This is a genomic window from Proteus penneri (genome assembly GCF_022369495.1).
Taxonomy (GTDB): domain Bacteria; phylum Pseudomonadota; class Gammaproteobacteria; order Enterobacterales; family Enterobacteriaceae; genus Proteus; species Proteus penneri.
On record NZ_CP059690.1, the window covers coordinates 3,199,845 to 3,221,162 of the forward strand.

The 21,318-nt window shown below is 37.3% G+C and carries 20 protein-coding genes; 9 read left to right on the plus strand and 11 right to left on the minus strand.

What is annotated here, in order from left to right:
* Positions 1–13 precede the first annotated feature (13 nt).
* The gene (yihA, locus tag H1225_RS14400; RefSeq protein WP_072064795.1) at positions 14–646 is read left to right on the plus strand and encodes a ribosome biogenesis GTP-binding protein YihA/YsxC; all 633 of its coding nucleotides are present in this window, start codon (positions 14–16) and stop codon (positions 644–646) included.
* Between the two features lie 147 nt (positions 647–793).
* On the opposite strand, the gene spfP is transcribed toward yihA, so the two are convergent.
* The gene (gene spfP / locus H1225_RS18485) at positions 794–841 is read right to left on the minus strand and encodes a small protein SpfP (protein ID WP_438361642.1); all 48 of its coding nucleotides are present in this window, start codon (positions 839–841) and stop codon (positions 794–796) included.
* Between the two features lie 286 nt (positions 842–1,127).
* Between spfP and def the strand changes: the two genes are divergently transcribed.
* Entirely contained in the window at positions 1,128–1,646 is a 519-nt protein-coding gene (def, locus tag H1225_RS14405; RefSeq protein WP_006534655.1) for a peptide deformylase, read from the plus strand.
* Positions 1,647–1,754: 108 nt separating this feature from the next.
* Here def and polA read toward each other — a convergent pair whose 3' ends face one another.
* The 4 genes from polA to H1225_RS14425 form a co-directional block, all read right to left on the minus strand.
* Positions 1,755–4,553, minus strand: coding sequence for a DNA polymerase I (polA, locus tag H1225_RS14410; RefSeq protein WP_109848044.1), 2,799 nt, complete (start codon positions 4,551–4,553; stop codon positions 1,755–1,757).
* A gap of 634 nt (positions 4,554–5,187) precedes the next feature.
* A complete protein-coding gene (dsbA, locus tag H1225_RS14415; RefSeq protein ID WP_115065676.1) occupies positions 5,188–5,811 on the minus strand; it encodes a thiol:disulfide interchange protein DsbA in 624 nt (207 codons plus the stop codon).
* A gap of 20 nt (positions 5,812–5,831) precedes the next feature.
* Positions 5,832–6,827 (minus strand): serine/threonine protein kinase, encoded by a 996-nt coding sequence (locus H1225_RS14420; RefSeq protein ID WP_109847991.1) that lies wholly within the window; start codon positions 6,825–6,827, stop codon positions 5,832–5,834.
* A 14-nt stretch (positions 6,828–6,841) separates the two neighbouring features.
* Complete coding sequence (locus H1225_RS14425) at positions 6,842–7,111, minus strand: YihD family protein (RefSeq protein ID WP_072064800.1); 270 nt, start codon at positions 7,109–7,111, stop codon at positions 6,842–6,844.
* Positions 7,112–7,331: 220 nt separating this feature from the next.
* On the opposite strand from H1225_RS14425, the gene mobA reads away from it, so the two are divergent.
* Together mobA and mobB are read left to right on the plus strand one after the other, a co-directional pair.
* Positions 7,332–7,940, plus strand: coding sequence for a molybdenum cofactor guanylyltransferase MobA (gene mobA, locus H1225_RS14430; protein ID WP_072064801.1), 609 nt, complete (start codon positions 7,332–7,334; stop codon positions 7,938–7,940).
* Positions 7,927–8,445 (plus strand): molybdopterin-guanine dinucleotide biosynthesis protein MobB, encoded by a 519-nt coding sequence (gene mobB / locus H1225_RS14435; RefSeq protein ID WP_198813293.1) that lies wholly within the window; start codon positions 7,927–7,929, stop codon positions 8,443–8,445. The genes mobA and mobB overlap by 14 nt, the downstream gene beginning before the upstream one ends.
* 59 nt (positions 8,446–8,504) lie before the next feature.
* On the opposite strand, the gene H1225_RS14440 is transcribed toward mobB, so the two are convergent.
* Positions 8,505–10,163 carry an alpha-glucosidase gene (locus H1225_RS14440; protein ID WP_239739207.1) on the minus strand — a complete coding sequence of 553 codons (1,659 nt, stop codon included), beginning with the start codon at positions 10,161–10,163 and terminating at the stop codon, positions 8,505–8,507.
* 192 nt (positions 10,164–10,355) lie between these two features.
* On the opposite strand from H1225_RS14440, the gene H1225_RS14445 reads away from it, so the two are divergent.
* A complete protein-coding gene (locus tag H1225_RS14445; RefSeq protein WP_161748324.1) occupies positions 10,356–11,360 on the plus strand; it encodes a LacI family DNA-binding transcriptional regulator in 1,005 nt (334 codons plus the stop codon).
* Between the two features lie 140 nt (positions 11,361–11,500).
* On the opposite strand, the gene H1225_RS14450 is transcribed toward H1225_RS14445, so the two are convergent.
* The 4 genes from H1225_RS14450 to H1225_RS14465 all read right to left on the minus strand — a co-directional run bounded on the left by H1225_RS14450 (position 11,501) and on the right by H1225_RS14465 (position 16,414).
* Positions 11,501–11,995 carry a RidA family protein gene (locus H1225_RS14450; RefSeq protein ID WP_006534642.1) on the minus strand — a complete coding sequence of 165 codons (495 nt, stop codon included), beginning with the start codon at positions 11,993–11,995 and terminating at the stop codon, positions 11,501–11,503.
* Between the two features lie 45 nt (positions 11,996–12,040).
* Complete coding sequence (locus H1225_RS14455; RefSeq protein ID WP_006534641.1) at positions 12,041–13,462, minus strand: NAD(P)/FAD-dependent oxidoreductase; 1,422 nt, start codon at positions 13,460–13,462, stop codon at positions 12,041–12,043.
* Positions 13,463–14,071: 609 nt separating this feature from the next.
* On the minus strand, positions 14,072–15,427 hold the full coding sequence (gene gorA, locus H1225_RS14460) for a glutathione-disulfide reductase (protein WP_072064809.1): 1,356 nt from the start codon (positions 15,425–15,427) through the stop codon (positions 14,072–14,074).
* 144 nt (positions 15,428–15,571) lie between these two features.
* On the minus strand, positions 15,572–16,414 hold the full coding sequence (locus H1225_RS14465; protein ID WP_006534636.1) for a 23S rRNA (adenine(2030)-N(6))-methyltransferase RlmJ: 843 nt from the start codon (positions 16,412–16,414) through the stop codon (positions 15,572–15,574).
* Between the two features lie 180 nt (positions 16,415–16,594).
* On the opposite strand from H1225_RS14465, the gene H1225_RS14470 reads away from it, so the two are divergent.
* The 4 genes from H1225_RS14470 to H1225_RS14485 all read left to right on the plus strand — a co-directional run bounded on the left by H1225_RS14470 (position 16,595) and on the right by H1225_RS14485 (position 19,704).
* On the plus strand, positions 16,595–16,984 hold the full coding sequence (locus H1225_RS14470; protein ID WP_161724011.1) for a DUF1090 domain-containing protein: 390 nt from the start codon (positions 16,595–16,597) through the stop codon (positions 16,982–16,984).
* 330 nt (positions 16,985–17,314) lie between these two features.
* On the plus strand, positions 17,315–18,334 hold the full coding sequence (yhjD, locus tag H1225_RS14475; protein ID WP_109399095.1) for an inner membrane protein YhjD: 1,020 nt from the start codon (positions 17,315–17,317) through the stop codon (positions 18,332–18,334).
* A gap of 69 nt (positions 18,335–18,403) precedes the next feature.
* Positions 18,404–18,613 carry a 2-hydroxymuconate tautomerase family protein gene (locus tag H1225_RS14480; protein ID WP_006534633.1) on the plus strand — a complete coding sequence of 70 codons (210 nt, stop codon included), beginning with the start codon at positions 18,404–18,406 and terminating at the stop codon, positions 18,611–18,613.
* Positions 18,614–18,693: 80 nt separating this feature from the next.
* On the plus strand, positions 18,694–19,704 hold the full coding sequence (locus H1225_RS14485) for a serine hydrolase domain-containing protein (RefSeq protein WP_109847995.1): 1,011 nt from the start codon (positions 18,694–18,696) through the stop codon (positions 19,702–19,704).
* Positions 19,705–19,807: 103 nt separating this feature from the next.
* Here H1225_RS14485 and H1225_RS14490 read toward each other — a convergent pair whose 3' ends face one another.
* Complete coding sequence (locus tag H1225_RS14490; protein WP_161669470.1) at positions 19,808–21,289, minus strand: insulinase family protein; 1,482 nt, start codon at positions 21,287–21,289, stop codon at positions 19,808–19,810.
* Positions 21,290–21,318: the final 29 nt, after the last annotated feature.

The window sequence follows — 21,318 nt, forward strand, 5'->3', positions numbered from 1 at the left end:
GGTTTATACCATAATGACCCAATTTAATTACCAAAAAGCACATTTCATCATCAGTGCACCTGATATCCGCCATTTACCACCAGATTCAGGAATTGAAATTGCCTTTGCGGGTCGCTCTAATGCCGGTAAATCCAGTGCTTTAAATGCGTTAACCCAACAAAACGGATTAGCCAGAACCAGTAAAACGCCAGGCCGTACGCAATTAATCAACCTTTTTCAAATTGAAGAAGGTTTACGCTTAGTTGATTTACCTGGCTATGGTTACGCCCAAGTTCCTGAAGAAATGAAGCGTAAATGGCAACGCTCTTTAGGTGAATACCTACAAAAAAGAGAGTGCTTAAAAGGTGTAGTTATTTTAATGGATATTCGTCATCCATTAAAAGATCTCGATATGCAAATGATTGACTGGGCTGTTGGCTCAGAGCTTCCGACTCTCGTTTTACTGACTAAAGCAGATAAACTAGCATCAGGCGCGCGTAAAAAGCAGCTCATGAGCGTACGTGAAGAGCTAGCAAATAAAGTAGGTGATATCCGCGTAGAATATTTTTCATCATTGAAAAAAATTGGCATTGATAAACTACGTAACACGCTTAATGAATGGTTTTCAGACAAAGAAGAAGCACCTGTAAACGACAATAACGTTTAATCTCTTCTTCCCACCCAAAACTGACTGATCTTTTATTGATTAGGGGAAAATCACCTTTCCCCTTTCACTTCTAGCACAAACCACTTCAGCAAATTTTAGGCAAAAAAATGCCCCAGCCGAAATAAAGTCGACTGGGGCAGCTAATATTCAGCTAAATCCGATTACGTGAAGTAAAAGGTCTGAAAGATAGAACATCTTACCTCTGTACCCTACGAGAGATAATGTACTCTATTTTATTGGTTAATAAAAGCCCTTTTGTAATTTTTTTTCACAGGCAGACACGATTCAGCTATGCATTTATGTATTCAAATCATAAATAAATGTAGTTTAATTACATAATTATGAGACTTTAATCACTCGCATGAATATGATTAAAAATAGAACAAATCACACAAAAGGTGCGGTTTCTCCTTAATGATTTTGTGATACGCTTACCGCGAGACCGTAGTAAATATGTAATTAGCGATAAAATGAGGTATCCATGGCTGTATTACCGCTCCTGCGTTTTCCCGATGAGCGTCTGCGCAGAGTCGCAGTACCAGTGGAAAAAGTAGATGACGAAATACGCACATTAATCGATGACATGATTGAAACCATGTATGCAGAACGAGGTATTGGCTTAGCAGCACCTCAGGTTAATGTATCTAAACGCATTGTTGTAATTGATGTTTCTGAAAACCGAGATCAACCGATTGCACTTATTAATCCTGAAATTATCAGCACTGAAGATGAAGTGATGGATATGATGGATGGGTGTCTATCTATTCCAGATTCTTTTGCCCCAACAGAACGTTACCGCTTCTTAAAGGTGAGAGCATTAGATAGAAATGGTGATGAAATTGAACTTGAAGCCTCTGATTTGTTTGCAGGCTGTATTCAACATGAGTTAGACCATCTTGATGGTAAACTCTTTATTGACCATTTATCTCCGTTAAAACGTCAACGTATTGAGAAAAAACAGAAGAAATTAAGCAAACTGATCGATTCACAAGTTGCTTAATAATTCACTTATCTCTTTTTCATATTTTGATAAGTTTTGACATAAAAAAGCTCGGTAATTAACCGAGCTTTTCTTTTTTCTACTTTAAACAAGAATAATATTTAAAAATTAATGTGCTTCATCCCAGTTATTACCCACACCCACTTCGACTTTTAATGGGATAGCTAATTCCATACTACTTTCCATCAATTTATGGATCATGATATTTGCGTTCTCTAGGTAAGACTCCCGCACTTCAAACACCAATTCATCGTGTACTTGCATAATCATATGCACATCAGCAGGACATTCATTGCAAATCCAATTATCCACAGCAATCATTGCTTTTTTAATGATATCCGCAGCTGTACCCTGCATTGGAGCATTAATCGCTTCACGCTCTGAAGCTTTACGACGAATTGCATTCTTTGAATTAATTTCTGGTAAATAGAGACGACGACCCTCTAACGTTTCAACATAGCCTTGTTCAGAAGCTTGTTTACGTGTGCGCTCCATATAATCCAATACGCCAGGATAACGCTCAAAATAGAGATCCATATAACGCTGAGCTTCTCTTCTCTCAACACCAATCTGCTGCGATAAGCCAAAAGCGCTCATGCCATAAATAAGACCAAAGTTAATGGCTTTCGCACTACGACGTTGTTCAGAAGTGACTTCTTCTAAAGGTATACCAAACACTTCAGATGCCGTTGCACGGTGAATATCTTTACCTTGAGCAAAGGCATCTAACAAGCCTTTATCTTGCGATAAATGCGCCATGATCCGTAATTCAATTTGTGAATAGTCGGCTGCAACAATTTTAAAACCTTCACGTGCGATAAAGGCTTGGCGAATACGGCGTCCTTCTTCGTTTCTCACTGGGATATTTTGAAGATTCGGATCGCGAGAAGATAAACGACCTGTTGCCGTCACTGCTTGATGATATGAAGTATGTACACGCTTCGTTTTACTATTAACCATCAATGGCAATTTATCCGTATAGGTAGATTTTAGTTTCGCAAGACCACGATGCTCTAAAATCAAACGGGGCAGTTCATGGCTATGCGCTAACTCTTCCAATACTTCTTCATTGGTAGATGGTGCCCCTTTTGGCGTTTTCTTAATAACAGGTAATTGCAGTTTATCAAATAAAATTTCTTGTAACTGTTTAGGTGAAGAGAGATTAAATTCTTGTCCTGCTAGCGCAAACGTCTCTTTTTCAATTTCAGCTAAACGCTGTGTGATTTCTTGAGATTGAACAGCTAACACTTGAGCATCAATTAATACCCCCTTGCGTTCCATTCTAGAAAGCACTGGGACTAATGGCATTTCAATATCGCGGTAAACATGTTTAAGAGGCTCAATGGCTTCTATTTGAGGATATAGCGCTTGATGGAGTAATAAAGTGATATCCGCATCTTCAGCAGCATATAACGTTGCTTGCTCAACCTCAATTTGGTTAAAAGTCAGTTGGCCTTTACCTTTACCCGCAATCTCTTCAAATGTTGTAGTTTTATGATTTAAGTGCTTTTCAGCCAACGTATCCATATCATGTCGATTACTGACACTATTTAATACGTAAGACTCCAACATCGTATCAAAATGGATACCGTTTAATTCGATGCCTTCATTTTCCATAATGCCACGGTCAAACTTCAAATTTTGCCCAATTTTTAGAATGTTCTTATCTTCTAAAATAGGTTTTAATGCCGCTAGCACATCATTAACAGGAAGTTGCTCTGGTGCATCTAAATACTCATGACGCAACGGAATATAAGCTGCTTTTCCTGGCTCAATCGCAAACGACATGCCAATTAAACGTGCATCAATATTATTTAAGCTGTCCGTTTCTGTATCGAATGCAAATGTGGGTGCTTTTTTGAGAAGCTCAACCCATCGTGCTAAGCTTTCATGTGTCAAGATAGCTTCATAATTCTCTTGTGTAATAACAGGGAAATTAGCTGATGCAGAGGCTTCTTTGGGTTTAACAGCTTCAGAGGTATAAGGCACAGCAACTTTTTGTGTACTACGTTGTGCTAACCACCCACCATTTTGAAGATCACTTATCCAGCGTTTAAATTCATAACGCGTGAACATTTCTAGTAATTGCTCTAAATTTGGCTCACTAACCACTAAATCATCAAACGTTTTATCGAGTTCAACATCCGTTTTAATTGTTGCCAACTTATAAGAAAGTTTTGCCACTTTCTCATGCTCTGCCATTTTAGCGCCAAGTGTTTTAGCACCACGGAAACTCAACGTTGCGATATTATCAAGCTGTTGATAGATATCATCTAAACTACCAAGCCCTTGTAAAAGACCTAATGCAGTTTTTTCTCCCACTCCTGGAACACCAGGGATGTTATCGGATGAATCGCCCATTAATGCGAGAAAATCAATAATCAGTTCAGGAGGAACACCATATTTTTCTTTAACTTCATCAGGACCTAAAATAACGTTGGTCATAGTGTTAATTAGCGTGATCTTTGGCGTTACTAATTGCGCCATATCTTTATCGCCAGTACTGATTAAAACATCACGGCCATCAGCTGCCGCTTTTAGTGCCAATGTTCCAATGACATCGTCTGCTTCCACACCTGAAATAGATAACAAGGGTAAACCCATTGCTTGTACCATTTCATGCAAAGGTGCTATTTGCTCGCGTAAATCATCCGGCATTGGAGGACGGTTAGATTTATATTCCTCATACAATTCATCACGGAATGTTTTACCTTTAGCGTCAAACACAACCGCAACATGGCTTGGTTTATACTGTATTATCAGGCTACGTAGCATGTTCAACACGCCATACATCGCACCTGTTGGCTCACCTTGGCTATTGGTTAGAGGTGGAAATGCATGATAGGCGCGGTAAAGATATGAGGAGCCATCTACAAGGATAAAGGGGTTTTCTGCTATCTGGACCATAATCTGTTCATCATTGTTCTGAGGTTCGTTGATATGACTAGAATGCCACATCACAGCCCAATAGACGAATATTACCTGTTCTTAAATGCAGAAATTCGGCTTAAATACTCAATTATTTATTATTAACCAGACTTAACAAAAAGAATAAGTATGAATGATAAGTTAATATTCATTAAGGTCATTTTGTCAGAGTAGATATCCATTAATCTAATTTCAATTAAAAACAAAGAATAAACAGTAAACTTATTGTGTAATTTAGAAAGTATTTAAGAAAGAGCCATTTACTCATCATTAATATTAACGTTCATATTAGTGTCATCTTTTTTATTAAGAATTTATTTTGTAACCAATATCAAAAAAACCTGTGGATAACTCTGTGAGTAGTTTTGTAACCCTCTCTATATTAATAAGTTAGCTTCCTTTTCAATTTATTAACATAATTAAAAAATCAATCACTTAGCAAATTTATTAAGATATTATAAATTAATATCTGTATTTTTTATTAATGTGGATAGTTATATTATGACAAAATTATGAAAGTAAAAAAATAGCACTCCTATTTCTTGAGTGCTATTTTTCATATAAGAACCTATATACTTTTACTTAGTCTACATAGGAAAAAATTAAGCCTATATTATTTTTTCAGCAATAACTGATTCACAATATCAGAATATGTCTTTGCATACTCTTCTGGTGATTTTGCGCTAATACCATCATTTTTCATTTTATATTTACCACCAATTATCATGGCAGGCACACCATTGATTTGAAAATCCGCAACAGCATTTTGTTGTTGGCTAACTAAAGAGTTCACCACAAAGCTATTCATTGCCGCATCATAATCTTCGCCTTTAACGCCGGCCTTAATAAAAGCATTACGGATATCATCAACAGAACGAATAGATTGAGTTTCTTGAATACCTTTAAATAAAACAGGAGAAACTTGATCTTCAACACCTAAGGCCATTGCCACAGCCCAAGAACGTGTTAAGTCCTTACCCAAAGGCCCTAAAAAATCAACGTGATAGCGGACAACATTGGTATTTTCTGGCACATTCTTTTCAACAGTACTATTGACTTTATACACTTCAGAAAATTGATAACAATGTGGGCAATAAAAAGAGAAAAACTCAACAACATCCGGCGCAGCCGCAACAGGTTTAGAAAGGTTAGTGTACTGTTTTCCTTCAGATATATCAGCAGCAGAAACACTGAATGCTAACACCATACTTGCTAACGCCAGCCAAATTTTTTTCATTTCTCATCGTCTCCTAAAAATTAATACATTGGACTAAGTTGTAAAGGAGGCTCATTTAGTTGCTCCACTTGTCCCTTGAATAAGGCTAATTGTTTAAACCAAAAATCTTGTTCTTGAAACCAAACAAAAGCACGAGGAAAAGCAGGATCATTCCAACGTTTTAATACCCACGCGAGATAATGCACCATTCTCATTGCTCTTAATGGTTCAATCAATGACAATTCACGTAAATCAAAATCTTGATATTCATAATAAGACTCAAGGATCGTATCTAATTGTATAACCTGCTCTTGCCGTGAGCCGTTTAATAACATCCAAAAGTCTTGTACTGCAGGTCCCATTCGGGAATCATCAAAATCAACCATTACAACTTCATCACGCCACAATATATTACCAGGATGGCAATCACCATGTAGCCGTAACATTTGCCATGCAGAGTCCTCTATTCTAGGACGCACATCATGAATAAGTTTATCTATAACCTCTATAAATTGAGGTTTCAGGTTATTAGGAATTAACGCACTACTTTCAAATTCTAATTTTGGCGCTATCAGATATTCTGCAATAGAAACTGTCGATCGATATTCATAACTCTTTTTTCGGCCTATTTGATGAATACACCCTAATGTGCGTCCAACTTCTTCTAACTGAAATAAATTATCAGTTTCATAGGCTCTTCCTCCTATACTAGGAAAGATTGCAAAATAAAAGCCACCATCAGAAAGATGAACCGTCTCACTATTAATCATTAAAGGAGCAGCAACAGATATCTCAGCCTCCTTTAATGCTAAAACAAACTCATGTTCTTCTTTTATTTGTTCATACGACCAGCGTTGAGGACGATAAAATTTCACCACATAACGTTGTCGATGCTCATCCATAAATTGAAAAACACGATTTTCATAGCTATTTAATTCTGTTAACCCTGACTCAGGATAAAAACCAATTTTAACTAACGCGTCCCAAATGTTGTCAGGTGACAGTCCCTGAAAATTAAATGAGGCAGACATTTCCATTTTCTATCCTGAATTTAATCTTTAATCACACCACGAGCACGTAAAATAGCGGTTTTAAAATCTTCTTCGTAATCTTTTTTTAGTCCTGGTATCACTTCTGTCGGTGCTGAACCACGCATTTTCAGATGGTAAATCAAAATATCATCAGTCAGATCAGATAATTGACCTTTAAAACCCGCTTCATCAGCCAGTTTCTGCAATAATTGAACTAAGTTTAAATCAGAATTTTCTTCCCAAACTGGGTGCAGTAATTCCATAACTTCATTAAGACGGTGACATTTCATACAAAAAATCCTTATTATTAATTACAACAACAAAGTACCAATTATTATCCGATAGAAAAAGGAAACCTCTGTCAATATGCGTAAATATTACGCTTTTTTGATAAAAATTGCTGTCGCTTTACATGAAATCTCATTATGTCGATATTTTTTATTAGTATATCGTCTTTACTTGATAAAAATCGTTCGGAAATTTTAGCCAATTTATTCACAAATATTGAATATGAAAATGAAGAATATTACAGGTGGTATACTTGCGGGTGGTCAAGCAACACGAATGGGTGGCGCTGATAAAGGACTTCAAATTCTACATGGACAGCCTTTATACCGCCATATAGCCCAAAAACTAGCACCTCAAGTTGATAATATACTGATTAGTGCTAACCGCAATTTAGAACAATATCGCCAAAGCCAATATCCTGTTATTACAGATGAAATAGAAGGATTTTCAGGGCCTTTAGCTGGCATGCTCACATTATTAAAGCAAGCCCCAACACCTTGGGTTGCCTTTGTGCCTTGCGATGTTCCCTATTTCCCTCTTAATTTAGTTGAAAAACTCTATGAACAAAGAGGCGAAGCATTAGCCGTTTATGTTGATGATGGTGAAAGAGAACATCCTACCTTAGCACTACTAAATCGTCGTATTATTCCTATGCTAGAAGCTTATTTAGCACAAGGCGATCGAAAATTAATGTTGTTTATGAAGCAAATAAATGCACATCCTGTTTTATTCGCGGATCAAGCAAGTGCTTTTATTAATTTAAATACCCCTGACGATATTGAAAAAGCCAATAAATTAAAAAATAGGAATGAAAAATATGGCGCAAGTTGATCTACCCCTTTTAGGGATCACCGCATGGAGTGGAACAGGTAAAACAACATTACTAAAACAACTTATTCCACAATTACGCAGAAGAGAAATTCGTGTAGGCATGATCAAACACACTCATCATGATATGGATGTGGATAAGCCTGGCAAAGACAGCTACGAGCTTAGAAAAGCAGGTGCAGATCAGACATTAGTCGCAAGCCAACAACGTTGGGCATTAATGACAGAAACCCCAGAACTACCAGAATTAGATTTGTATTACCTCGCATCTCGTTTTGATACAAGTAAACTAGATTTAATCTTAGTCGAAGGATTTAAAGGCGAAACCATTCCTAAAATTGCACTTTATCGCCACATCAACGAGCGTGATTTTAATGAATTACTCGATGAGCATGTTATTGCCATCGCCAGTGATTGTGATTTAAGTGTGGACTTTCCACTACTAGATATCAACGCACCCGAAGCTATTGCAGAATTTATTGCAGATTGGCTGAAACAAATGAAATAAAAATGGCCAATAATAAAGCGCCCAATAAAGGCGCTTTATTTTCAATCAAATAGAAGAAATTAAGCAAAAATAATCGCTTGATAAGGCTGAAGGATAAGGTCGCCGTGCGCATTTTTCACTATTGGGCTGTTATGCAAATAGATATCCTTAGCTTTAATGGTTAGTGCCTTTTCTTCACCACTAAAATTACAATAAATATTGATTGAATTACCTTCATAAGTACGCTTAAAAGCAATCACATTTTCTGGTGAATCTAATGGCAAAAATTCACCATAAATCAAAATATCACTGATCTCTGAATGCCGTCTTAATGCAATCAATTGCTGGTAATAAGCGAAAAGAGAGTGATTATCTTGCGTTTCTTTCTGTGCATTAATATCGACATAGTTAGGATTAACTTTTAACCATGGTTTACCTGTACTAAAACCACTATTTACTTCGCTATTCCATTGGAAAGGTGTTCTTGAATTATCACGGCTACGGTCATTAAAGTATTCAATGATTTGCTTATCGCTGTAACCTAATTTCTTACCCCACTCATGTAATTTAAACACATGTAAATCATCATGTTCTTCTAATGTCATCGGGCAATTTGTCATGCCAATCTCTTGCCCTTGATAAATAAAAGGCGTGCCCCGTTGCGTTAATAAAAATGTTGCTAACATTTTGGCACTAATGGGATTAATAGCACCTTTAGGGAGAAATTTATTTAATGAACGAGGTTGATCGTGATTTTCTAAATAAGGCGCTCCCCACCCTACTCTTTGAGTATCTAATTGGCTTTTGATAAATACAGGTTTTAATCTTTCACCTGTAATTGGGTTAATTGTAAATGGCTTTTCATTGCGGATATCTAAATCGGCAATGCTAAAATCAAATACCATAGAGAAATAACCATCCTCGCCGACATAAGCACGTAAATCTTTTTCTGGCACATCAATTTCTGCAACGGTCATACTGTTCGCAGGCTTAAAAGTTTTCTCGGCTAATTCAGTTAAGAATTTATCAATACCTGGTTGATTTAAAACCCAAGGCACTAAAGATGCAGTACCATCATCTTTATCAGGTTCAAATTGATATTCAGATAAGGCTTCAGGGGATTTTTTTAAATTACCAATCGCATCAATGCGAAATCCTGCAACCCCTTTTTTGATCCAGACATTTATCATGTCGATAATATCTTTACGTAATTGTGGGTTTTCCCAATTTAAGTCCGGTTGTTCCGGACCAAATGAATTAAAGTACCAACGATCAGTTTTTCCAACACGACTCCAAACAGAGCAATCAAAATAAGTGCGTAAATTATTAGGAGGAGTCGGCTTATCCCATTGTTTAAAAATATAATAATCATTATATGGGCTATCAGGATCTTCAATTGCCGATTTAAACCATGGGTGCTCATCAGAAGTGTGATTTAATACTAAATCTAATAAAATTTTAATATCACGTTTTTTAGCTTCGCTAATCAGTTTATCTAATGCATTATTATCACCAAAGATAGGATCGACAACAGAATAATCAGCAATATCATAACCATTGTCTTTCATTGGCGATTTAAAAATGGGGCATAGCCAAATAACATTTGTACCGAGTGACTGAATATAATCTAACTTCTCTGTGATCCCTGCTAAATCCCCAACACCATCCCCATTACTATCATAATAACTCTTGGGATAAATTTGATAGACCACTGCTTCTTTCCACCAAGTTTTAGACATATTCACCTCACCAAGGTAATTAGTATATATGGAACTGTTCCATAGTTAATATAAGATACTATAAGCACTAAAAAGGAGGGTAAGGTAATTAACATACTAAAATGTGAAATAGCTCATACTAAAAAAACACAATTACCTCAATAAAAATGGGTTTGTAATAATCATATTAAGATATATTAGGACATCAACGAATTGAAAGGAGCAACAGCATATTCAATGGCCGGGATCCGTGATGTCGCAAAAAAAGCAAATGTCGCAGCAAGTACTGTTTCCAGAGCATTAAATAACAGTGGTTATGTGTCTCAAGCTGCACGAGAAAAAATAAAAAAAGCGGTAGAGGAATTAGATTATATTCCTGATACTTGGCTAAGAAATTTATATCAACAAAAAAGTGCAGTTGTTGGTGTCATTATTAATAGCCTTGAATACCCTTATTTTGCGACAGTAACCCGTTTTATTGAAAATAAACTCGCTGAAAATGGCTATAGCATGATGTTATGTGCAACCCAAAATAGCAAAGTACGTGAGCGTATATTTTTTGATATGCTTAAACGTGGTCAGATCGACGGTATTATTGCAGAATATCTGTTATTGGATGATAGTAAATATCAGCATATTCAAAGACCTGTAGTCACACTAGATCGCCATCTTCGTGATATTCCATTAGTTTGTTCTGATCACCACACGGGGGGTCGATTAGCAGCAGAACACCTTATTCAAAAAGGTTGCAAGAAAATCCTCTATATTGAAGATAACTCAAGTTATTTATCATCAACCCCTTCATATCAAAGCTGTTTAGCCTTTAAAGAAACGCTTATTCAGGCAGGTATTAACCCCATTCCTTGCAAAGTAAATTGGAAAGAAGAAGAGAAAGACTATTTTCACTCTTTCGCAACAAAAATACTTTCTTTGCATACAGATATCGATGCTATTTTTGCTGCTGATATTCCTGCCATGGCATTGTTTAATGAAGCTACAAGGCGAAATATTACCATTCCAGAGCAACTAAAAATTGTTGCTTACGATGGTAGCCCTTGGTTAAATCAAACACTGCGCCAGTTAACCTGTATTGAACAACCCTTTGAAAAACTAGCTGAAAAAAGCGTAGAAGTGATTAGTACATTAATTGAGAATAAAGAAATAACAGATAACGTTTCTGTTATTCCAGTGAAGTTTATTCAAGGTGAAAGTAGTTAGAGCCCCTGTAAAAAATACTTAATTTACCCCTTATAGTTTAAAGGCTATAAATCAAATAAAAAAACGCCAAAGAAAGTTACCCTTCTCTAGCGTTTTAGTGGATTGTGTTTTACGTCGAAACTGAATAAAAGCTATCGTTCTTATTTTGCAGGACGAACCGCAATCACTTCAATTTCTACACGCCATGCTGGATTCGCCAGTTTAGCGATTTGGAAAGTTGAGCGTGCTGGCAGTTGGTCAGTTTTCGAAGCATCAAAGTACTTAGAATAACCATCCATAAAACCTTTAAAGTCCATCTCACCTTTAGTTTCTTCACCACCAACTAGGAAGACTTGCATTTTAACAACGTCTTTCATGTCTAGGCCAAGTTCATTTAAGTGAGTTTTAATTTGTTCTAATACACTGATAGTTTGTTCTTCAGTGTTACCATAAGACGCTAATACGCCTTCTGGTGCATCTGCTGATTTCTTAGCGGGTACTTTACCGCTTAAGAATACAAGGTTGTTACCTGCACTCACTTCAACAGATTCTGAAATAGGCATACCGTTTAATTTATGGTGCACAACACCCTCCGCATTCGCGCTTGCTACACCAAAGATAAAAGGCAGGGCAACAAGTAAACTTTTATAACGCATGAAAACTCCTTAACATGTTTAATTTACAGTAAAACAAGGGGTTATTTACTTCTTAAAGCGATCCATACTAAATGGTGTTGGATCAATAACTGGTTTTTTGCCCGTTACGATATCAGCAGTAACTTCACCTGCTGCTGGGCCTTCGGTCATACCCCATACTGTCGCCGTATTAATGACAAGACCAGGGTATTCTTTAACCTCAGAGATAATTGGTAATTCATCAAATGTTGGGCTAACAACAGCACCCCAACGCTCCACAACTTGTGATTTTTCAAATACTGGGAATTCAGCTTTCATTCTTTGGAATACCGCATCTAAGTGCTCAGTATTTTGTGTTGCTGTTGCAATACGATATTGTTCAAACGGTGTTTTTTCATCTAATTTCCAAGATGTTGGCATCTTGAATGAATTAAACAAGTCTTCACCGATAGAGAATTCTAATGGCAGCTCACCACCACCTAATAGGTGCATGAACTTAGGCCCTAATAAGAAGCTATCTTTCACAATAGAACTGGTGAAAATACGCGGTGCGACAGCATAAGTACCGTCGGCTTGTTCACGGAAGTGAATACCATTCGGTAAATGCACGTTACCACGAGGTGCGCCAGGAACACCTGATACACGTTGTTGTGATAAGTAAACATTCAGCGTTGGAATATCAATGCCCATGTTACCCATAAATAAACGTGACCAAATACCACCAGCAAGAACAACGTGAGATGTTCTAATTGCGCCTTTTTCTGTTACAACATCAGAAATTTTACCACCGGCAGTTTCAATGCCTCTTACCGCGCAGTTAGTATAGATTTTTACGCCAATTTGTTTAGCGTAGCGTGCTAATGCAGGTGTTCCTGTTTCGGGATCAACAGAACCTGAGTCTTCTTCAAAAGCAGCAACTGTCCATGGTGTTTGAGCACCAACAAGACGGTTTGATAACTCTTCACCTTTAATAATGCGAGTATTTAATGGTGTATCAAATCCCGCAGTTTCTTTTGCTGTTTTGATCCACGCTTGAGCTTTATCAAATGCTTTTTCATCAGCAAGCGCTTCTACACGACCTTGTGTACGATAACTAGTATCAGCACCAATTTTCTCGTTCATTCCGCGCCATAAGATTTTCCCGTAATGGTGCAATGGGAAAATTTCTGGTGATGTTTGATAACTAATAATTTGGCTGTATGCACGGCCAGATTGTTCACCGCCAATCTCGCCCTTTTCTAAAATAGTGACACTCATGCCACGTTCTGCAAGGTTGATAGCAGTCATGATACCTTGAATACCACCACCAATAATCACTGCATCAGACTCTTTAGGCAGCGCACCCTCTGTACCTTCGACAAATGATGCTCTAGATTTAGCTTCAACGAATTTGCCATCACGGCGCACCATTGGAACTAATGCAGCACCACCGGCCAAAACCCCCGCAGCACCAACACCTAAAAGCAGCTTTCTCCTTGAAATTTTCATCTTCTACCTCAGTAATGGATTTACCATTTATATTTATAATGTCATTCATTTATTGCCTTAAAATTGAATAATACCATAGTTTATTATATTGTTAATAATTATAATTATTTGTTAACCATTTCTTAGAATAACAATATCCATAGATACAATATGGTTACTTCAATCGTTTTTTTTCATAGAAATTCATCACTCAATGAAATGACAATGAGAACTTTATCTTTATTACATATTGATAAATAATGAGATAATAAGAATGGAATAAGTTTTAAATAGAAAAAGTAATTGTTTAAATAATTAACATTTTGATACAAATAACAAGGAGGGTCTGTAAAAAATTATTTACAAAACAAGCAAAATCGGTAGCACAATTGCATAAATAAAAAGATGATCCTAATCCTGTAATAACCTTATTTTCACAAAATAAGTAAATTCACTTAATAACTGGTTTATTGGTCAGTAAGTAGACGAATATGCTTTTGGGAAAATGCATAGAAAGAGGAGGTTTGAGTTCGAAATAAAGCTAGGTTAAGTCAAAATTTTCAATAAAAAAGCCAGAGCGTTAAACTCTAGCTTTTGCATATTAATATCAAAGTAAGCCGTATTACGTGCTTATCTCATCGTAACAAATTCTTCTGCCGCTGTAGGGTGGATTGCCACAGTATCATCAAAGTCTTTTTTCGTTGCTCCCATTTTCAGAGCCACAGCAAAACCTTGTAGCATTTCATCCATACCAAACCCAATACCATGAATACCAACAATTTTTTCATCGGCACCAACACAAACTAACTTCATACGGCATGGTTGACGATGACGAGTCACGGCACTATACATTGCGGTGAAAGACGATTTATACACTTTAACTTGATCTGCACCATATTGCTCAATCGCTTGAGGCTCTGTTAAACCAACAGTACCAATAGCAGGATGGCTAAATACAACGGTTGGAATATTTGAATAGTCTAAATGTTCGTTAGGTTTGTTGTTAAATAAACGCTCGGATAACCGACGCCCTGCGGCAACAGCAACTGGCGTTAATTCAACCGCACCAGTATTATCGCCAACCGCATAAATTCCTTTTACATTGGTGTTTTGGAATTTATCGACTTTGATATAACCTTTTTCATTTAACTCAACACCCGTTACTGCCAGATTCAAATTATCTGTTGCAGGTTCACGACCAATCGCCCAGATTAAGGTATCAACAATCTGTTCTGTACCATTTTCCAGTTGTAGCGTTAAACTTCCGTCGGCATTTTTAATCACAGCTTTAGGAATGGCATGTGTGTGTAACTTAGGCCCTTCGGTTTCCATCACTTCTAACAGTGTTTCAACAATTAATGGGTCAAAATTACGCAGTGGCGCATGTTTACGCACAAATAAATGAGTTTCACTACCTAAAGCATTTAACACACCAGCAAGTTCAACAGCGATATAACCAGCACCAACAACAGCAACACGTTTTGGTAAAGCTTTTAATTCAAAGAAACCATCAGAATTAATACCATATTCAGCACCTGGAATATTAGGCTGAACAGGACGACCACCTGTTGCAATTAGAATATTATCCGCTGTGATCTTTTCACCATTAACTTCAATAGTATTGGCATCAACAAAACGAGCAAAACCTTGGATAACATCAACTTTGTTATTACCTAAGACACGGTCATAAGATTGATGAATTCGGTCAATATAAGCAGAACGGCTACTGATGAGTGTATCCCAATCAAAACGGTTCACCGTAGTGTCAAAACCATAATCAGGGCCATATTGATGAATAGCTTCAGCAATTTGCGCCGCATGCCACATCACTTTTTTAGGTACACAGCCCACGTTAACACAAGTGCCACCTAATGCTTTCGCTTCAATTAATGCACATTTTTGTCCATACATTGCTGCTCTATTAATTGACGCGATACCGCCACTACCGCCACCGATGGCGATGTAATCGTAATGTTTGCTCGTCATTTATCTGATCCATTTATCTGTAGAAAAATAGGTAACTCACAGTCTAAGCCTTTCATATCATGATATCTATTATGACAAAATTTAAAACATAGCTCGTCAGATTTTAGCTTTTACAGTAATAGACAAAAACAATAATAAAGATACTTATTCTGGTACAACCCACTCAACTAATGTATGTCCAATACCCTCAGGAACTAAGGTTTTATGTAACCAAGGAAGTATTGATTTCATTTGTGATTCTAATTTCCAAGGTGGATTAATCACAATCATGCCTGATGCCGTCATCCCGAGTTGATCACTATCGGGTTTCACTGCTAATTCAATTTGTAAAATTTTACGGATCCCTGTTGCTTCAAGCTCTTTTAACATGCGTTTGATTTGCTGACGATGAACCACGGGATACCAAATCGCATAAGTTCCCGTCGCAAATCGCTTATGACCTTCAACAATACCTTTAACAACGGCAGAATAGTCTTGTTTAAGTTCATAAGGTGGATCAATTAATGCGAATCCACGCCGACTTGGCGGAGGTAACTTAGATTTTAATTGGCCAAAACCATCTTCACGAGAAACTCTAGCTCGCTCATCACGAGAAAATTCTGTGCGTAATAAAGGAAAATCTGTTGGATGTAATTCTGTTAGCATTAAAGAATCTTGTTCTCTTAGCAATTTACCCGCTAACAGAGGTGATCCCGGATAATAACGCAGTTCCCCATTTGCGTTTAATTCTCCAACCGCTTCAAGGTAAGGCAAAATAAGCTCTGGCACTTCTTCTTGCTGCCATAAACGCGCAATCCCTTCTAAATATTCACCGGTGCGAGTCGCATGAGCATTGGTTAATTGATAACGTCCAGCGCCAGCATGAGTATCAAGATAAAGGAAAGGTTTCTCTTTCTCTTTTAAAGACTCAATGATCAGTGTTTGAACAATATGTTTTAAAACATCGGCGTGGTTGCCAGCATGGAAACTATGGCGATAGCTCAGCATTCTTTATCTTCCGTTAGAAATAAGTATAGCTTAGTAATTAATTTACTCTGAAATAGTGATTGAACTCAGTGTATCAGAAAAAGCCGAACTTCTTCATTGAAAGCGAAAGAAACGTTGTGTCTTAGTACCCAACCGTTATGATAAGTCCATATTTCACTTAAGTTTAAATAGGATATTAAAATGAAAAAAGTACTCTTTACCACAATTGCATTAACACTCTCCATTAGCAGTGCGTATGCCAACAGCTCAATAAATGGCTGCGAGATTAAAAAACAAAATATCCAAAAACAGATGGAATATGCGAAAGCACACGGTAATCAATACCGTATCCAAGGCTTAGAGCGAGCATTACAAAATGTTGAGCGCTATTGCACACCAGAAAGAGTGGTTGAAAACACGCGCCTTGAATTACGTGAAAAACAACTTGATATCAAAGAGCGCGAGCTCGAATTAAAAGAAGCACAACTTAAGGGTGATGCAGATAAAATTGCTAAACAAGAAAGAAAGCTAGCTGAAGAAAAAGCAGAATTAAAAGCTATTGAAGAAGAATTAAATCTACTGACAAAGTAGTTATCATCAGTAATTAATGCCTACTCCTTATTTGACTGTGAAACACAGAATAAAACAATAAGTGAGTAGCCATTCTCTTATTAAACCAAACTTAATATCAGAATTGCTGTATTGGTTTTTTATCTTTTATTAAGTACAAGATTACCGACACCTTTTGGCAGAGCATCATCTACACTTAAGCCAGAACAAACAAATAGATCGCTTAAAATAGTGGCTAATGATAAGAAGCATAAGGTGTGTAATAGAAATTAAGCTATGCTATTTTTGAGTAGAAATTATAGTAATGCCACTAATTTATTAAAAATGGACTGATCTAATTAAAGAGGATATATGTCAGAAGAGCAACAACCCAAAACAGAGAACGAAAAAACTCAACTGACTCAGCCACTCAAGAAAGGGCTGGAAAAAGGATTACATGGTGGAAAAAAAGCCATCGGTATTGGGATAAAAATTAGTCATTTCATTACCAATATTCCTTTTATTGCACATCTTATTCGTGCCGCAGAGCGCTTTACTGACAGAATGGGAAATCAGTTTGGTGCTGCTATCACTTATTTCTCATTTTTATCATTAATCCCTGTATTAATGCTTTCCTTTGCCTGTGCCGGTTTTGTTTTAGCCTCAAATCCCGATTTGCTCGCTAAATTAATCACAGGTGTCGCAAATAGCATTGACGATCCAACACTTGCATCTACGGTCCAACAAAGTATTGATACCGCAGTTCGCCAGCGTACAACCGTTGGTTTAACCGGTTTAGCGATTGCTCTTTATTCTGGTGTTAATTGGGTGGGTAATTTACGCCAAGCTATTTTGGCGCAATCACGCCCCGTATGGGAAAGAAACAAAGAAGAGCAAGAGAAAATCTATTTCCGCTATTTTCGTGACTTTTTAGCGCTAATTGGCTTACTTTTTGCGTTAATTTTCACTATTACACTCACATCTGTAGCGGGTTCGGCCCAAAGAATGATTGTTCATATATTGGGATTAGACGGTATTGAATGGCTAACGCCAGTATGGACAACAATAGGTTTAACTATTTCCATTACTGCAAACTATTTACTATTTTTATGGATATTGTGGATCTTACCTCGCCATCAACCCAAACGAATTTCGCTTATGAAAGGCACGCTTATCGCTGCCATTGGTTTTGAAATTTTAAAATCCGTTATGACATGGATGCTACCAAGAATAGCAAGCTCACCTTCAGGTGCTGCATTTGGTTCAGTGATAGGTTTGATGGCTTTCTTCTACTTTTTTGCCCGATTAACACTCTTTTGTGCCGCTTGGATCGCCACTGATGGCCCAAATATGCGCAAAGAACAGTTGGTTGAAACGCAATCAACATCTTAACTTTATGATAAAACTATATGGTTAATTCCCTACATTAACCGCCTATAAATAACGTAATAAGGAAAAACAATGCCATACGTTAATATTAAAATTACACGCGAAGGTGCAACCGCTGAGCAAAAAGAGCAACTCATTGCGGGAGCAACACAACTTTTGGTTGATGTCTTAGGCAAAAATCCAGCAACTACCGTTGTAGTAATTGATGAAGTTGAAACAGATAACTGGGGAATAGGCGGTAAAACAGTAACAGAATTACGAGCAGCAACAAAAAGTAAATAAAAAATTTCTGCAATATAAATAAAGGGTGTCAAGTACACCCTTTTTGCTGATTTATTTTCCTGACAGATAAGGAAGTAACTATGGTTAAATCAATGACTGATGCTTTTCATGCTTTACCTTCAGCAAGCGCTATCTATATTACAGGTGCAGGCATTCAATACCCTTTTGGTATGGCTCACGGATTTGCTGACGAAAGTACCCAGAAAAAATTAACTGTAGATACCCCATTTCGCATCGCTAGTAATACGAAAACCTTTCTCGCCGCTGCTTTTTTACGTTTATGGGAGCAGGATGCTTTATCCCTTGATGATGATATAACTAAATATTTAAGTGCGAATTATCAACAGACATTATTAGAGCTAGGCTATGATCTTAAAACCATTACACTACGCCATTTATTAAGCCATAGCAGTGGATTACTCGACCATGCAAATGAAGCTTACTTTGAAGAAGTGATTAAAGATCCCTCTCATAAATGGACACGAGAAGAGCAAATAGCACACTATGCTCAACAAGGCTTTCCCATTATTCCAGCCGGAAAACGCTTCATTTATTCAGATACTGGATACATTTTGTTAGGTGACATCCTTTCTAAGTTTATGAGAAAAAATATGGCCACCGCCGTTCGTGAATTATTGCATTTTCAAGACTTAGATTTACCACAAACGTGGTGGGAGGGTTTAGAACAACAACCTAAGCATCCTAAAGTACGAGCTAGACAATTTGCAGGTGAGCATGAAGGTACTCATATTGATGCATCAATGGATGCTTTTGGCGGTGGCGGGCTTGTGATGACAACCCTTGAGTTAGCTAAATTTACAGCTGATCTCTTCGAAGATAGAGTTTACTTGCATCCATCAACCTTAAAAGAGATGAAATGGCAAGGTTCACATACAGGTGCGACAAATTATCGTTTAGGTCTAATGGCCGAAGAAACTGACCTAGGCACACTTTACTATCACCTTGGTTATTGGGGCTCAGCAGCTTACTACTTACCTGAAAAAAAGATTGCTATTGCAGGTTTTATAACTCAAAGAAATAACCGTGAAGATTTGATTACCATTATTAAAGAAGCATTTAAACGCCTTTAATATCAAAAAAACAAAAAGCCAAAAATGTATCAATAACACTTTTAGCTTTTTGTTTATTTTATCGCGGATATTTTTTCAATATCTGTCTATTTCTGTTCTATTACTATTTCGCTGTTGTTACCACTGACGTTGTTACAGCAGGTGCAGGTGTATTTGCCGTTTCTGGATGAACTTGCTTTTCAAATTGAATACGTAATTCACCTAAATTTACGGTTGGCGTTTCACCACTTTGTGTTAATACAAAAGTAATATCTTCAGATAGAATTCTTGAAAGTTCCTGATTTAATGTCTCTTTTGTTAAACCCGCTAAAAATGCTTGGCGTAAACGTTGATATTGTTCAGGTGGAATATCAATAATATTGCTTTGTTGTGATAACAGACGCTGATTAATTAAAATCGCTGTGCTGGTTTTTGCATAACGTGCAAACAACTGAGTTAACTGTAGCTGTTTCTCTTGTTGCAACTCTTGGTATAACTCATCGCTGATGCCTTGATTACGCAAGCGACCCAATTCTTCTCCCACCCATGATGCTAATGCAGGAATATGCGCTGTGACAGTATCAAGATTTAAAGAACAACTTGCACGTTGATATTGTACTCGGCAATCAATGTTAATCTGAGTGCTGTCTTTTTCCTTACGTTGTTCAAGGCTACGACCTAAATGCACAAAAATCACTTCACGAGCTAAATCACTTAACCAATATTTGTTTAACGTGTCAGAGTCTTTTACTGGCGACCAGTCTAAATCCCAAATTAAAGCAATTTGGTCTTTTACACGCATAGGCTCTTGCACATATAACGTTTCAGGTTTCATATCGGCAAGGACAGGTACTGGAACGGGTGTTACACGCTTTCCTGATAGCGATGAAAAGGCTTGATTAATACTTTCAGTCAATAATCGATTATCAACATTACCTGCAACATAAAGCGTCATCATATCCGGGGTATACCAACGCTGCTGATAATCTGACAACTCTTTAGTATTTACAGATTGATTAACAGGTTTTCCCGGATTGCGGCCTTTTAAATTAGAGCCTTCAAGACGTGAACGCCAGATAGGATCTTCAATGTTAAGAGGAAACGTTGCAATCGGAAGTGGCGATTGAATTGCGTTACGAACCGCATCTTCAGTATATTGTGCGGGTTTAGCAATACCTGCTAACAATGCAAAAGCATCCTTTAACAGCTCAGGCTGGTTGTTCGGTAAACTTAAATTATAAACAGTAAAATCATATGAAACGATCATTGGAGGCAACGGATAGTCAGGATCTAACGCATTTTTCCATAAATTATCGCGTTTTTCTGGTGTTAAACCTGTATTTTCCAAAACGTTGAGTTTGGACACTAAGGATGAAAAACCCGTTTCACTGCTTTTTTCTGACAAAGATCCCGTATTAACTAATAAACGGATCTGTATTCTATCATTTGGGCGTTGCGGTGTTTGTAAGATTTGCCACTGAAAGCCATTTGCTAGTCGCCCTTCTTGCCAAGCAGGATCAGGCTGTAAAGCCTCCGCTTGAACTTGGCAAACAACAGCGCCAAACATAACGCTTCCCAATAAAATTCGTGTCATTACACCCTGCATGTGAACCTCTATTGTATTAATCCTTGGTA

Bases quoted from the DNA above. Each gene is read 5' to 3' on its own strand.
- yihA (WP_072064795.1), top strand. From the start codon at position 14: ATGACCCAATTTAATTACCAAAAAGCACATTTCATCATCAGTGCACCT.
- def (WP_006534655.1), top strand. From the start codon at position 1,128: ATGGCTGTATTACCGCTCCTGCGTTTTCCCGATGAGCGTCTGCGCAGA.
- polA (WP_109848044.1), bottom strand. From the start codon at position 4,553: ATGGTCCAGATAGCAGAAAACCCCTTTATCCTTGTAGATGGCTCCTCA.
- dsbA (WP_115065676.1), bottom strand. From the start codon at position 5,811: ATGAAAAAAATTTGGCTGGCGTTAGCAAGTATGGTGTTAGCATTCAGT.
- H1225_RS14420 (WP_109847991.1), bottom strand. From the start codon at position 6,827: ATGGAAATGTCTGCCTCATTTAATTTTCAGGGACTGTCACCTGACAAC.
- H1225_RS14425 (WP_072064800.1), bottom strand. From the start codon at position 7,111: ATGAAATGTCACCGTCTTAATGAAGTTATGGAATTACTGCACCCAGTT.
- mobA (WP_072064801.1), top strand. From the start codon at position 7,332: ATGAAAATGAAGAATATTACAGGTGGTATACTTGCGGGTGGTCAAGCA.
- mobB (WP_198813293.1), top strand. From the start codon at position 7,927: ATGGCGCAAGTTGATCTACCCCTTTTAGGGATCACCGCATGGAGTGGA.
- H1225_RS14440 (WP_239739207.1), bottom strand. From the start codon at position 10,163: ATGTCTAAAACTTGGTGGAAAGAAGCAGTGGTCTATCAAATTTATCCC.
- H1225_RS14450 (WP_006534642.1), bottom strand. From the start codon at position 11,995: ATGCGTTATAAAAGTTTACTTGTTGCCCTGCCTTTTATCTTTGGTGTA.
- H1225_RS14455 (WP_006534641.1), bottom strand. From the start codon at position 13,462: ATGAAAATTTCAAGGAGAAAGCTGCTTTTAGGTGTTGGTGCTGCGGGG.
- gorA (WP_072064809.1), bottom strand. From the start codon at position 15,427: ATGACGAGCAAACATTACGATTACATCGCCATCGGTGGCGGTAGTGGC.
- H1225_RS14465 (WP_006534636.1), bottom strand. From the start codon at position 16,414: ATGCTGAGCTATCGCCATAGTTTCCATGCTGGCAACCACGCCGATGTT.
- H1225_RS14470 (WP_161724011.1), top strand. From the start codon at position 16,595: ATGAAAAAAGTACTCTTTACCACAATTGCATTAACACTCTCCATTAGC.
- yhjD (WP_109399095.1), top strand. From the start codon at position 17,315: ATGTCAGAAGAGCAACAACCCAAAACAGAGAACGAAAAAACTCAACTG.
- H1225_RS14480 (WP_006534633.1), top strand. From the start codon at position 18,404: ATGCCATACGTTAATATTAAAATTACACGCGAAGGTGCAACCGCTGAG.
- H1225_RS14485 (WP_109847995.1), top strand. From the start codon at position 18,694: ATGGTTAAATCAATGACTGATGCTTTTCATGCTTTACCTTCAGCAAGC.
- H1225_RS14490 (WP_161669470.1), bottom strand. From the start codon at position 21,289: ATGCAGGGTGTAATGACACGAATTTTATTGGGAAGCGTTATGTTTGGC.